The following is a 12,884-nucleotide window of genomic DNA, read 5'->3' on the forward strand; positions in this document are numbered from 1 at the left end:
CGCCATGACGAAAATCGACACCGCTCGTCCGGAGACCGTGCTGCCCACCCCCTCGCACACGGTCGGGCCCTTCTACGGCCATGCCCTCCCCTTTCCCGGCGGAGGCGACATCGCGCCCGTCGGCCACCCGGACACCATCGCCCTGCGGGGCTACGTGCGCGACGGCGACGGCGAACCGGTGCCGGACGCCTTCGTGGAGCTGTGGGGCCCGGACCCGGACGGCGAAGTACCCCAGGTCGACGGCTCCATGCGGCGCGACCCGGCGACCGGAGGCTTCGTCGGCCGCAACGGCGTGGAGTTCACGGGGTTCGGGCGGATACAGACCGACACGAACGGGCACTGGACCGCGCGCACGCTGCGGCCCGGAACACGGGGCCGCAGCGCGCCGCACCTGAGCGTGTGCGTCTTCGCACGGGGCCTGCTCGTCCACCTGTACACCCGGATCTACCTGCCCGGTGACGAAGCGACGCTCTCCGCGGACCCGTTGCTGTCCCGGCTGGGCGACGAGCGACGCGGCACGCTGATCGCCGAGGACGAAGGCAACAACACGTACCGCTTCGACATTCGCCTTCAGGGACAAGGCGAAACGGTCTTCCTGGAATTCACGTGATGTCCGCCGACACCGTGGGAGGCGAAGGGCACGAAGGCGGCCTCCTCGCCCCGGGCTGGACGGGCTCCCCCGCCGCCTCCTCGACGGGCGACACCGCGTTCCTGCGGGCGATGCTCGACGCGGAGAAGGCACTGACCCGGGCGCAGGCCGTGCTGGGGCTCGCACCGGAGGAAGCCGTGCCCGCGGTGACGGAGGCCGCCGACCCCGACCGCTTCGATCTCCCGGGGCTCGCCGAGCGTGCCCGGGACGGCGGCAACCCGGTGATCCCGCTCGTCGCGGAGCTCACCAGGACGGTCGGCGATCCGTACGGGTCGTACGTGCACCGGGGTGCGACCAGCCAGGACATCATGGACACGGCCATGATGCTGGTCGCCGCCCGCACTCTGGATCCCATCCTCACCGACCTCGGCCGCTGCGAGCGGGCTCTCGCCCGCCTGGCCGCCGCCCATCGCGATACCCCGATGCCGGGACGCACACTCACCCAGCACGCCGTACCGACGACGTTCGGCCTCAAGGCCGCCGGATGGCGGTCACTGGTGCTGGACGCCCGGGACCGGGTGTCGTCCGTTCGTCAGACGCTTCCCGCCCAGCTCGGCGGCGCCGCCGGAACACTGGCGGCATTCACGGCATTCGGAGCCGGCGACGCGACCGCGCTCCCGGCGGTCTATGCCCGGGAGGTGGGGCTCGGCGAACCGCCGCTGCCCTGGCACGTTCTGCGGACGCCGGTCGCCGACCTCGCCGGCGCTCTGGCGTTCACCGCCTGCGGGCTGGGCAAGCTCGCCGCGGACGTCCTCACGCTCTCCCGCACCGAGATCGCCGAGGTCTCCGAGGGAACAAGCGGAGGTTCGTCCGCCATGCCGCACAAGGCGAACCCGGTACGCGCCACCCTGGTCGCGGCTGCCGCCAGGCGGGCGCCACAGCTCGCGGCCACCCTGTACGGCGCGATGGTGGCCGAGGACGAACGACCGGCGGGGGCGTGGCACGCGGAGTGGGAGCCCCTGAGGGACCTGCTGCGGCTGACGGGCGGCGCCGCACGGGACGCCGCCGACCTGGCGGAGGGCCTGCGCGTGCACCCGGACACCATGCGCGAGCACCTCTCGCTCACCCACGGGCTGATCGTCTCCGAGCGGCTCTCCGCCGAACTGGCTCCCGTCCTCGGCCGCGACCGCGCGAAGGAACTCCTCACCGAGGCCGCCGCGCGCACACACGCCGAGGGCCGTTCCCTGGCCGAACTCCTCAGCCGCGAAGCGGACCTGACCAGCGTCGACCTCAGCGGGCCGACCGACCCCACCCGGTACACCGGCTCCGCGGGAGCCCTCACCGACCGCGCCCTGGAGCGACGTTGACCACCACCCTGCTCAACCACACCGTCGAAGGCGCGGCTTCCGCACCCCCACTGATCCTGGGCCCTTCGCTGGGCACCTCCCACGCCCTGTGGGACAAGGTCGCTCCCGAGCTGTCCACCGCGTACCGGGTCGTGCGCTGGGATCTGCCGGGGCACGGGGGTGATCCGGACACGACAGCCGGACTGATCGGCCGGGGTGCGACGGTCGGCGAGTTGGCGGGACTGGTCCTGGCCCTTGCCGACACGCTCGGCATCGAGCGGTTCGCCTACGCGGGGGTCTCGCTGGGCGGGGCGGTGGGCCTGCACCTGTCCCTGCACCACCCCGAGCGAGTGTCCGCCCTGGCCGACATCTGCTCGTCGGCCCACTTCGGCGGAGCCGAGCGGTGGGAGCAGCGCGCCGCACTGGTCCGCCGCGAAGGTCTCGCCGGGCTTGCCGGGTCGGCGAACACACGCTGGTTCACGCCTGGCTTCACGGTGCCCCGGCTGGTGGACGACTGCCGAAAGGCAGCGCCCGAGGCGTACGCCGCCTGCTGCGACGCACTGGGCTCGTTCGACCTGCGCGACCGCCTTCCCGAGATTTCCGTCCCCGTCCTGGCCGTCGCCGGGCGTGAGGACCCGGCGACACCCCCGGCGCATCTGCGGGAGATCGCGGACGCCGTGCCGGGCGCGGCTCTCGTCGAAATCCCCGGCGCCTCGCACTTGGCACCGGCCGAGCGGCCGGAGGCCGTCCTCACGGCGCTGCGGGCCCACTTCTCCGGACCGGCCCGGCGCGGGGTGGAAGTACGCAGGGAGGTGCTCGGACACGAGCACGTCGACCGCGCGCAGTCCCGGCAGACACCGTTCACGGCCCGCTTCCAGGACTTCATCTCCCGCTATGCCTGGGGCGAGATCTGGACGGATCCCACGCTGACGCGCCGTGAGCGCAGCATGGTCACCATGACCGCGCTGGTGGCGCACGGTCACTACGACGAGTTGGCGATGCACGTACGGGCGGCCCGACGCATCGGACTCACCCCGGAAGAGATCGGCGCGGTGTTGCTGCAGACGGCCGTCTACTGCGGGGTGCCGGCAGCCAACTCGGCCTTCGCGACGGCGCAACGGGTGCTGGCGGAGGACGACGCGCATCGCACGTGAACCGGCCGGCTGCGTGGCGGGGTCACACGGTCCCGCCCGCCCCCGTGCTCCGGGTCCGATGCTCCGGGACGCAGCCTCCGACGGGACGCCGATGGGCACTCGGCCTTCTCATCACTCAGCGGGCGCGGGGGCGGGCGCGTGCTGGGCGGTGAGCCGGGCGGGGGCGTTGGCCGTGCCGAAGCCCTGGTATCCGTCGATGCGTTGGACCAGCTCGAAGAAGACGCGGTCGACGGTGACGGTGTACAGGTGCAAGAACTCGCCGTGCTCGTCCCGGTCGTACAGCAGCCCGAGTTCGCGGAGCTCCTGGTGGCGTTCCTCGCCGAGGTCGAAGCGGGCCCGCAGGTCGTCGTAGTAGTTGTCGGGTATGGGCAGTGTCTCCGTGTACGGCAGGTCCCGGAGTCGGCGGGCGGTCGCGCGGATGTCGTCGTCCGCGAGGGCTATGTGCTGGCCCGGAAGGCCGCGCGGGCCCACTTTCGCCATGTTGAGGACCAGCCGCAGTGTGCCTGCCCTGTTGGTCATGGCACGGCTGCGCAGCAGTCCGTACGGGTCGGCGACCTCGATGCTCTCGTGCGGATCGAGGCCGAGGACCGCTCGGTAGAAGAGGGCGGCCTCGTCGAACTGGTCCCACGGATGTGCGAGCACCACGTGGTCGATGGAACGGACGGAACCGGGCGTGCCGCCCCTCGGGACGGTCGGGGAGAAGTCCTCGCGCCACCTCGGCTCGGTCGAGTCGCAGAAGAACAGTGCGGTGCCGTCCGGCGCCGCCACCGCGTCGAGCGACGCCTCGTCGGGAGCCCGGTCCCGGGGCAGTACGGGTGACAGCAGCGCTCTGGCGCGCGCGGCCGAGAGCTCCGGGTCGGGGGTGTCCAGCCCGAGTGCCACCAGGGAGGTGGAGCCGTTGCCGGCGGCTTCGGGAACCGCACGGTTGAGGAGGATTCTGGCGCCCCGCTGTTCCCAGAGTTCGACCGGCTTGGTGCCGTGCCGCCCGGTGTGGGCGAAGCCGAGGGCGCTGAGCAGTGAGCCGAGGCGTTCGGGATCGGGTGTGGCGATCTCGGCGAAGGCGAACCCGCCGGGCTGGCCGGGACGGGGCAGGGGAGAGCCGGTGGACAGGATGTCGGCGACGGACTCCTCCAGGACCGTCAGCGATCGCTTCGCGTCGACGGCGGTCCGTCCGGTGTCGGCCTGCCGGAAGTTGTCGTTGAAGACCTCCAGCGAGAGCGGCCCCGTGTAGCCGGTGCGCAGGACGTTCGCGAGAAGTCCCGCGAGGTCAAACCCGCCCTGGCCGGGGAAGCAGCGGTAGTGGCGGCTCCACCGGAGCACGTCCATGGCGAGGAGTGGTGCGTCCGCCAGCTGGAGGAAAAAGATCTTGTCGCCGGGAATGGCCTCGATACCTTCCGGTTCGGAGCCGCGAGACAGGATGTGGAAGCTGTCGAGGCAGGTGCCGAGGTTCGGGTGGTCGGCAGCCCGGACGATGCGCCAGGCGTGCAGGTAGGTGTCGACGTGCCGCCCCCACGCCAAGGCCTCGTACGCGATGCGGATGCCGTGGTCGGCTGCGCGTTCGGCGAGTTGCCGCAGTTGTTCCGCGGCGAGGTCGTCGTCGGTGACCGCGTCGGGGGAAGCGTTCGAGCAGACGAGCAGGGTGTCGGTGCCCAGGCGGTTCATCAGCCGGAACTTGTGCTCGGCGCGGCGCAGGTTGGCCCGCAACCGTTCGGGGGAGGTCGAGTCGAAGTCCCGGAAGGGTTGGTAGAGGTCGATGGAGAGGCCCAGCTGCTCTGCTCGCTCGCGCACCTGTTCCGGGGAGAGCGGGCATCCGAGCAGGTCGTTCTCGAAGATCTCCACTCCGTCGAACCCGGCTCGGGCGATGGCGTCCAGCTTCTCGGTCAGGGATCCGCTGAGGGAGACGGTGGCGATGGAGGTGCGCATGTGGGGCTCCTGCCTAGGCGACGAGGGTGGCCAAGTGGGCGAGCATCCGGTCGGGATCGGGTTCGGTGCCGGTGAAAAGCCGGAAGGCGTGGGCGGCTTGGTGGACGGCCATGCCGCCGCCGTCCAGCGTGCGGCAGCCGAGCGCCCGCGCCAGGCGGAGCAGTTCCGTATCCAGCGGGCGGTAGACCACGTCGGCGACCCAGAGTCCGGGATGCAGCAGTTCCGCGGCGAGTGGCAGCCCTGGGTGATGGGCCATTCCTGTCGGGGTGGCGTGCACCAGGCCGTCGGCTGCCGCGAGGAGCGGGGCTGCCTCGTTCCAGGACACGGCGCCCGCCCGGTCTGTGCCGAAGCGGGCGGCGAGTCCGGCGGCAAGGGAGGACGCCCTGCCCGGTTCGGCGTCGATCACGGTGAGCCGCCCCGTCCCGAGCGTGAGCATCGCGTGTGCCACCGCAGCCCCGGCGCCGCCGGCGCCGAGTTGCACGACCCGCCGGGTGGGGGCATCCCGCATGCCCCGCGCGAACGACTCGGCGAAGCCGCTCCAGTCGGTGTTGTACCCGCGAGAGCTGCCGTCGGCGTCGAACACCACGGTGTTCACCGCGCCCAGCGCGCGGGCGTCCTCGGACAGGCTGTCGAGGTGCGGGATGACGGTCTGCTTGCCGGGATACGTGATGTTGAGGCCGTCGTAGCCGAGCTTGCCCACGGTGCGGACGAGCTCGCCCACGTCGTCGGCGCCGAGGCCGAGTGTGTCCAGGTCGAGCGTGCGGTAGACGAGCCGCAGTCCGTGCTGTTCCGCCTCCTGTTCGTGGAGTGCGGGGCTGAGGGAAGACCCGATGCCGGCACCGATGAGCCCGACGAGGTACGAGGGAGGGGACGAGGTCACCTTGCGCTCTTCTCCAGGAGATGGGCGATGTGAGTGAGTGCGAGGGCATAGCCGTGAATCCCGGCGCCCGCGATCGTGGCGTCCGCCACCTCTGCGACGTACGGCCGTCGCCGGTACGCCTCTCGCCGCTGGACGTGGGTGATGTGCACCTCGACGACAGGGCGCTCCACCGCCGCGAGCGCGTCCCGCAGAGCAATTGACGTGTGGGTGCAGCCACTGGCGTCGACCACGATTCCCGCTGCCCCACTACGCGCGCTGTGCACAGCGTCGATGAGCGCGCCCTCGTGGCTGCTCCGGAGGAAGTACGCCTCCGGTCCGTGGCGCGCGGTGGTCTGCCGGCAGAGGGTTTCGACATCGGCCAGGCTGTCCGAGCCGTACAGCTCGGGTTCACGCACGCCGAGGAGGTTGAGGTTGGGTCCGTCGAGGACCAGTACGCGGGGCGGTGACGGCACGGTCTCTCCCTGACGCGAGGAAGTGGGCGAAGATCAGGGCTGGTGGGGGCGTGGAAGTGAGCGGGCCGCGTGGCGAGCGGCCAGGTATCCGAAGGTGAGCGCGGCACCTATCTGGCATCCGGCTCCCGGATACTCGGCCGCCATCGGGGAGTTCGCGTCGTTGCCACAGGCGTACAGGCCCCGGACGGGCTGGTCGTGTTCGTCGAGCACCTGCGCCTCGGGACTGGTTCTGAGGCCGAGCGAGGTCGCCAGTGGGGTCGGCACCACGGCGATGGCGTAATACGGGGCCCGCTCGATCGGGCCGAGGTTGACGTTCGGGCTGTGGTCCGGATCACCGTACTGGTGGCCGTACGGGTGCCCGCCCTTTCCGAACTCCTCGTCGACCCCGGTCCGGGCGTAGCGGTTGCTGTCGGCGATGGTCCGGGCGAGACCGGCGGGATCGACCGCGATGGCGGCCGCGAGCTCGCGGACCGTCCGGCCGCTGCGCAGGTATCCGGAGCGGAGGTGCCGTTCAAGGAAGGGGGCCGAGGTGTGCGGGCGGATCATGCCGAGTCCGTGGGCGGCCAGGGACCGTGCGTCGGTCACGAGCCAGGCCGGGATCGTGGGTACGGACGCGTGCGCTTCGTACATGGCGCGCACGAAGCGGTGGTAGGAGACGGACTCGTCCACGAACCGGCGTCCCGCCGAGTTGACCGCGATGATCCCTGGTTTGGCTCTGTCCCAGATATGGGGGAAGACCGCGGTGGAACCGTCCCTGCGGCGGCCCAGAGAACTCGGGAACCACAGGGCGTTGCCCCCTTCGGACTCACGGAGCGCACCGCCGGCCGTCCGGGCGAGATCCATCGAGTCGCCGGTGGCTCCCTCTGCCGCGCGAGTGAACTGCGCCGTGGGGGTGGGCAGGTGACGTGCACGCCATTCGGGGGAGGCTGAAAACCCGCCGCCGGCGAGGACTACGCCGGCACGGGCGGCGATGCGGACGGTCCGCCCCCGGCTCGTCACCACCGCACCTACCACGCGTCCGGTCTCGTCGGCGACCACTTCGGTGGGGCGGGCCGTGAACCACACGACGCCGCGGCGAGCCAGAAGCTGGTGGTAGAGGTTGGCTGTGAGGGCGTTTCCCATGGTGAGACGGGTTCCACGGGGCCAGCCGAGCATGTCGGCTGCCCAACGCAGGCCCAAGCGCAGCGCGGTGACGATGCCGGTCGCCGATCCCCTGAAGATGGTGAGCAGTTCGTCGACCTCCGCGCGGCGGACCATGAGGGTGCCGCCGAAGAGGGCGAACTCCCTGACCGGACGCCGGACGCGGCGGAAGTGCTTCTTGCCGAGTCGCCGTCCGTCGAAGGTGTGGGGTTCGAGGGCCCGTCCCGTTCCGTAGCCCGGTATCTCGGGGTGGTAGTCGACGGCTGTCGCCGAGTGCCAGAATCCGATCCCCATCCGTTCCAGATGGTCGATGGCTCGAGGTGCGTGGGTGAGGTAGCTCTCCCGCAGCCCCTTGGGGGCGCGGTTGCCCACGAGAGTGTCCAGATAGTCCCGTGCCGCGGCGCTGTCGGCCGCCGGGTCGTCCTGGTGGCGGTGTCCGGGGATCCAGGCCGTGCCGGCCGAGTACGCGGAAGTACCTCCGAGCCACTCGGTCTTCTCCAGTACGAGGACGTCGAGGCCCTCTTGGGCGCCGACGACAGCGGCGGCCAGGCCGCCTGCCCCGGACCCGACGACGAGCAGGTCGACGTGATGGTCCCAGTGGTCGGTCATGATGTGGTTCCTGTCGGGATGTCCGGGCTCCTCGGTCGGCCGCCTGCGGGGCAGCCGACCGAGGTTCAGTCCGGACGTGAGGTGTGTCGGGGCCGTGGGTCGGGCGCGGGCCCGTTCACAGCCCGAGGTAGATCTGCCGTACCCGCTCGTCGTGCGCGAGTTCCTCGGAGGTGCCGGACATCGCGACCGAACCGTTCTCCATCACGAGGCAGTGGCTGGTGACGCCGAAGGTCAGCTTGGCGTTCTGTTCGACCAGCAGAAGCCCCAGGCCTTCGCCCCGTAGGCGTACGAGGATGTCCAGGACGTTCTCGATCAGCTTGGGGGACAGCCCCATGGAGGGTTCGTCCAGCAGCAGCAGCCTCGGCCGGGACATGAGTGCGCGGCCGATGGCCAGCATCTGCTGCTGACCGCCCGACAGGTCGCCCGCCGCACGGCTGCGGAAGTCCCGCAGGATGGGGAAGAGGTCGTAGACGTGCGCGAGGGTGTCGCGCGTTTCTCCCTTCCACGACCGGTGGTAGGCGCCCAGCAGCAGGTTCTTCTCGACGGAGAGCCCCGGGAAGACGTGGCGTCCCTCGGGGACGTAGCCCACACCGTGGCGGACCATGTCCCGGGCCCGCACCTTGCTGAGATCGGTGTCCCCGAGGGTGATCCTGCCGCTGCTGCGTGGGATGAGCCCCATGAGCGCCTTGAGCGTCGAGGTCTTGCCCGCGCCGTTGGACCCGATGATTCCCATGGACTCGCCGGGAGCCACGCTCAGCGCCACCGATCTGACCGCGCAGACTCCGCCGTAGTGGACGGTCAAGTCGGTGACGGCGAGACTGTCGGTACCGGTACCTGCTGCGGAGGGTCCGGCAGCGGTGGTGGTCATGAGGAAACCTCCGGTGCGACGGGGACGGGCAGGGTGTCGGGCACCGAGTCGCCGAGGTACGCCTCGATGACCTGAGGTGTGGCGGCCACTTCGGCAGGGGTGCCCTCGGCGATGACGGTACCGGCGGCGAGGACGGTGATCCGTTCGCACAGGGACATGACCAGTCCCATGTTGTGCTCGATGAGGATGACGGTGACGCCCCGGTCGCGGATGGAGCGGACGATCGCCGAGAGCTGGCCGACCTCCTCTCCGTTGAGACCGGCCGCCGGTTCGTCCAGGAGGAGCAGGCTGGGGCGCCCCGCCATGGCCCTTGCGATTTCGATGCGGCGCTGGATCCCGTACGGGAGCGACTGCGGATGGGCGTCAGCGAAGGCGGTCAGCCCGTACTCCTCCAGGATGCGGTCCGCCTCCTCCTGCAACCGGTGCTCGCCGGAGAGGACTCCGACGGGCCACAGGGCGTACTGCCAGACCGTCGACGTACGGGACCGGTCGAGGACGACGAGGATGTTCTCGCGGACGGTCATCTGGGAGAAGAGGCGCAGGTTCTGGAAGGTGCGCGCCATTCCGGCCAGGGACAGCTGGTAGGGGCGTGCCCGGCCGATGTCGCGGCCGACGCCGGTGACATGGCCCGCGGAGGGCCGGTAGAGCCCGCTGATCACGTTGAACAGCGTTGTCTTGCCGGACCCGTTGGGGCCGACGATGCCGCGGATCTCTCCGTGTTCCACGGTGAGGGTGACGTCGTTCAGCGCGGTCAGCGCACCGAACTTCTTGGTGAGGTGGCTGACTTCCAGGGCCGGCCCGCTGCCCGCTCCCAGATCGGGCGCGGGGTTCTGCGGGAGGGGCTCGGGCAGGTAGGCCCCGAGCTCGGCGGCGCTCACGTCGTCGCTCTTCCTGCGGCGGCTGACGGCGTCCCGGATGCGTTCGGGGATGCCCGCGATTCCGGTGGGGGCGAAGACCACCATGAGGACGACGACGATGCCGTATCCGAGCTGTGCATAGACGGCGAAGTCGACGAGGGCCTCGCGGATCAGCACGAGGCCGACCGCGCCGACCACGCATCCCACCAGGCTGCGGCGGCCGCCGATGATGACCATGGCCAGCAGCAGGAACATGTTGCTGAGGCTGAAGGTCTCGGGGGCGACGTACCGGATGAGTCCGGCGTAGAGGATGCCGGCCACTCCGCCATAGGTGCTGGCGAGGAGGAACGCGGTCATCCGGAGCAGGGGGATCTCGGCGCCCATGGCGCCGGCGGCCAGCGCGTCGTCCCGCATGGCGCGCAGTCGGCGTCCGAGCCGGGTCCGCACCACGAAGGTGCCGAAGGCGAGTGCGAGCCCGAAGACCACGATCTCCAGGTAGTAGTACATGTACTCGTCGGCGAGGTCGATCCCGAAGAGCGGTGGTACGGGGATGCCCGAGATGCCGTCCGCGCCGCCGGTGATCTTCGCGTTGGTGATCCAGTTGACGAACCCCAGGGCGAGGCCGAGCGTGACGATGCCGAGGTAGTGGGACTGCATGCGCAGTGCGGGCAGGCCCACGAGCAGTCCCACCAGCATCGTCGTGACGATGCCGAGGATCGCGGCGGTCCAGAAGCCGTATCCGGAGTGGGTGGTGAGGATGGCGGTGGTGTAGGCGCCGACTCCGAAGAAGGCGACCTGGGCGAGGTTGATCTGGCCCGCGACACCCATGACGAGCCCCATGCCGACGGCGAGGAGCGCGAAGATGATCGCGATGTCGACCACGTGGATCGAGTAGCCGTTCAGTCCGTACGGCAGCGCGTAGGCCAGGACGCACCCGAGCAGGACGAGTACCGGTTTCGACTTGAGGAGGCTCATGCCCTGCTCACCGTCCTCTCGCCGAAGATGCCGGTCGGGCGGATCATGATGGCCGCGGTGAAGACGAGGAAGGTGACCAGCACGCTGTATCCCTGGAAGTGGTCGCCGGCGTAGGAGTCCAGGACCCCGATGGCCAGGCCTCCCACGACCGCGCCGGGGATGCTCCCGAATCCGCCGAGCATGGCCGCGGCGAACCCCTTGACGCCCAGGGCGCCGCCCAGGGTGGCGTCGACGTAGAGCATGGGTCCGGCGAGGCTTCCGGCGAGGGCCGCGATGCCGGCGCCGATCGCGAAGGCGAGGGCGTTGCTGCGGCCCACGTGGATGCCGACGGCGGTCGCGGCCTCGTGGTCCATGGCCACCGCCTGCATGGCGGCGCCCGGCTTGGTGCGCTGGAGGAAGAGGGTGAGCAGGACCACGGTGGCCGCGGTGACGGCGATGACCATCAGGTCGTACGTGCGGATGCGGATCCCCAAGATGTCCAGGGGGCCGGAGGTGATCGGCGAGGGCATGGCCCGGCCGGTGGTTCCCCAGATCAAGGTGGCGGCGGCCTGGAGGACGGTGCCGAACCCGATGGTGCCGATCAGCATGAGGTCGAAGTCCTTGTTTTCGAGCGGGCGCAGGACCCGCTCGATGACCAGACCGATGGCACCGGTGACGACGATGGAGATGAGGATGGCCGCGACGAACGGGAGGTGCGAGGTGAGGTAGAACGTCGAACAGGCGTAGGCGCCGATCATCGCGACGTCGGCGTGGGCGAAGTTGACGAGGCCCATGGTGCGGTAGACGACGGAGAAGCCGACAGCGATCAGGGCGTAGATCGCGCCGAGACTGAGCCCTCCGACGAGGGTTTGCAGAGTGACTTGCATGGGTGCTCCCTGAAGCCGGTGCGGAGCCCGGCTCTCGGCTCGAAGGGCTGACGGTGAGAGGCGGCCCCTACTGAGCGGCGGAGAGCTTTCCGTCCTTGATGATGCCGATGGTGGTCTTGAAGATGCCGACGCCGGTCTCGTCGTAGGCGAAGTCGCCGAGCAGCCCCTGGTACTTGGTGGCGCGGATCTCGTCGGCGAGCTTCTGGCCCTTGGCGACGCCGCTGTTCTTCAGCGCGGTGAGCACGATGTTGGTGCCGTCGTACGCCTTGGCGCCGTGCAGCTCGGCGTCCTTGCCGTACTCCGCCTTGTACGCGGCGGCGAACGCGCGGCTGGCGTCGCTGATCTCGTTGCTCAGGTAGGGCGAGCTGACGATGGTGCCGTCGGCGTTCGCGGCGCCGGCCGTCTCGATGAAGACCGGGGTGCCCTGCGGGGCCGCGCCCGCGAAGGGAACGGTGATGCCGAGGTCGCGGGCCTGCTTGACGATGAGGCCGGCTTCGACCTCCTCGGACCCGATGAAGATCGCGTCGGGCTTGGCCTGCCGGATGCGCGAGAGCGAGGCGCTGAAGTCCTTCTGGTCGGTGGTGACGACCTGGTCGGCGACGGGGGTGATGCCGGCCTTCCCCAGCGCGGCGGTGAAGGCGTCGTGCTCGCCCTTGCCGTAGGAACCGTTGTTGGAGATCAGCGCGATCTTCTTGTACTGCTTGGTGGTGACCAGGTAGTCGGCCAGCGTGGAGTCGTAGGTGGTGCTGGTCGGCCCGTTGAGGAAGAGGAAGGGGCTCTTGACGTCGACGAGGGCGGTGGCCTGGCCGGAGGTGATGTTGGGGATCTCCGCCTGCTTGAGGATGGGGGCCATGGCCACGGTGACGGCGCTCTCCGCGGTGCCGATCATCGCGACGTAGTTCCCGCTGTCCAGCTTGCGGGCGATGTTGGTGCCGGTGGTCGGGTCACCCTGGTCGTCGAAGACGGTCAGCTCGATCTTGCGGCCGTCGATGCCGCCCTTCTTGTTCCACTCCTTGACCGCGAGCTTGGCGCCCTTGGCCTCCCAGTCGCCCAGCGAGGCGAGCTGGCCGCTCTGGGCGTCCACCACGGCGAGCTTGATCGGGCCGCTGTCGCCCGCGTCGTCGGAAGAGGAGTCACCGGGGGCGCTGCACGCGGTCGCGGCGAGGAGAACGCCGAGGGCGACGGCCGGGACGGTGAGGGTGTGACGGGTTCTGGCGCGCATGGG

At 70.3% G+C, this 12,884-nt stretch carries 11 protein-coding genes; 3 read left to right on the plus strand and 8 right to left on the minus strand.

Translation table 11 applies throughout. The features are described from left to right. Positions 1-4 precede the first annotated feature (4 nt). From pcaG to pcaD, 3 genes are read left to right on the plus strand one after another with little or no spacing between them, the layout of a single operon-like run. Positions 5-610: a protocatechuate 3,4-dioxygenase subunit alpha gene (gene pcaG / locus OHA55_RS00615; RefSeq protein WP_266701706.1), complete on the plus strand. Its 606-nt coding sequence runs from the start codon at positions 5-7 to the stop codon at positions 608-610. Beyond that, positions 610-1,956, plus strand: coding sequence for a 3-carboxy-cis,cis-muconate cycloisomerase (gene pcaB, locus OHA55_RS00620; RefSeq protein ID WP_266701708.1), 1,347 nt, complete (start codon positions 610-612; stop codon positions 1,954-1,956). Before pcaG ends, pcaB begins: the two co-directional genes overlap by 1 nt. Further along, positions 1,953-3,089 carry a 3-oxoadipate enol-lactonase gene (gene pcaD / locus OHA55_RS00625; protein ID WP_266701710.1) on the plus strand — a complete coding sequence of 379 codons (1,137 nt, stop codon included), beginning with the start codon at positions 1,953-1,955 and terminating at the stop codon, positions 3,087-3,089. The genes pcaB and pcaD overlap by 4 nt, the downstream gene beginning before the upstream one ends. Positions 3,090-3,200: 111 nt before the next feature. Here the strand turns inward: pcaD and OHA55_RS00630 are convergent, their stop codons facing one another. The 8 genes from OHA55_RS00630 to OHA55_RS00665 form a co-directional block, all read right to left on the minus strand. Beyond that, positions 3,201-5,012 (minus strand): bifunctional sugar phosphate isomerase/epimerase/4-hydroxyphenylpyruvate dioxygenase family protein, encoded by a 1,812-nt coding sequence (locus tag OHA55_RS00630; protein ID WP_266701711.1) that lies wholly within the window; start codon positions 5,010-5,012, stop codon positions 3,201-3,203. A gap of 13 nt (positions 5,013-5,025) precedes the next feature. Continuing rightward, entirely contained in the window at positions 5,026-5,892 is an 867-nt protein-coding gene (locus tag OHA55_RS00635) for a shikimate dehydrogenase (RefSeq protein ID WP_266701712.1), read from the minus strand. Then, on the minus strand, positions 5,889-6,344 hold the full coding sequence (locus OHA55_RS00640) for a type II 3-dehydroquinate dehydratase (protein ID WP_266701713.1): 456 nt from the start codon (positions 6,342-6,344) through the stop codon (positions 5,889-5,891). The genes OHA55_RS00635 and OHA55_RS00640 overlap by 4 nt, the downstream gene beginning before the upstream one ends. Positions 6,345-6,377: 33 nt before the next feature. Continuing rightward, the gene (locus tag OHA55_RS00645) at positions 6,378-8,093 is read right to left on the minus strand and encodes an FAD-dependent oxidoreductase (RefSeq protein ID WP_266701714.1); all 1,716 of its coding nucleotides are present in this window, start codon (positions 8,091-8,093) and stop codon (positions 6,378-6,380) included. Between the two features lie 115 nt (positions 8,094-8,208). Continuing rightward, positions 8,209-8,961, minus strand: coding sequence for an ABC transporter ATP-binding protein (locus tag OHA55_RS00650; RefSeq protein WP_266701716.1), 753 nt, complete (start codon positions 8,959-8,961; stop codon positions 8,209-8,211). Beyond that, on the minus strand, positions 8,958-10,793 hold the full coding sequence (locus OHA55_RS00655) for an ATP-binding cassette domain-containing protein (protein ID WP_266701717.1): 1,836 nt from the start codon (positions 10,791-10,793) through the stop codon (positions 8,958-8,960). Before OHA55_RS00655 ends, OHA55_RS00650 begins: the two co-directional genes overlap by 4 nt. Beyond that, positions 10,790-11,659: a branched-chain amino acid ABC transporter permease gene (locus OHA55_RS00660; protein ID WP_266701719.1), complete on the minus strand. Its 870-nt coding sequence runs from the start codon at positions 11,657-11,659 to the stop codon at positions 10,790-10,792. Before OHA55_RS00660 ends, OHA55_RS00655 begins: the two co-directional genes overlap by 4 nt. A gap of 67 nt (positions 11,660-11,726) precedes the next feature. After that, entirely contained in the window at positions 11,727-12,881 is a 1,155-nt protein-coding gene (locus tag OHA55_RS00665; protein WP_266701721.1) for an ABC transporter substrate-binding protein, read from the minus strand. Positions 12,882-12,884 lie beyond the last annotated feature (3 nt).

This window comes from Streptomyces sp. NBC_00102, from assembly GCF_026343115.1.
Classification (GTDB): Bacteria; Actinomycetota; Actinomycetes; order Streptomycetales; family Streptomycetaceae; genus Streptomyces.

Bases quoted from the DNA above. Each gene is read 5' to 3' on its own strand.
- pcaG (WP_266701706.1), top strand. From the start codon at position 5: ATGACGAAAATCGACACCGCTCGTCCGGAGACCGTGCTGCCCACCCCC.
- OHA55_RS00660 (WP_266701719.1), bottom strand. From the start codon at position 11,659: ATGCAAGTCACTCTGCAAACCCTCGTCGGAGGGCTCAGTCTCGGCGCG.
- OHA55_RS00650 (WP_266701716.1), bottom strand. From the start codon at position 8,961: ATGACCACCACCGCTGCCGGACCCTCCGCAGCAGGTACCGGTACCGAC.
- OHA55_RS00665 (WP_266701721.1), bottom strand. From the start codon at position 12,881: ATGCGCGCCAGAACCCGTCACACCCTCACCGTCCCGGCCGTCGCCCTC.
- OHA55_RS00655 (WP_266701717.1), bottom strand. From the start codon at position 10,793: ATGAGCCTCCTCAAGTCGAAACCGGTACTCGTCCTGCTCGGGTGCGTC.
- pcaB (WP_266701708.1), top strand. From the start codon at position 610: ATGTCCGCCGACACCGTGGGAGGCGAAGGGCACGAAGGCGGCCTCCTC.
- OHA55_RS00645 (WP_266701714.1), bottom strand. From the start codon at position 8,093: ATGACCGACCACTGGGACCATCACGTCGACCTGCTCGTCGTCGGGTCC.
- OHA55_RS00630 (WP_266701711.1), bottom strand. From the start codon at position 5,012: ATGCGCACCTCCATCGCCACCGTCTCCCTCAGCGGATCCCTGACCGAG.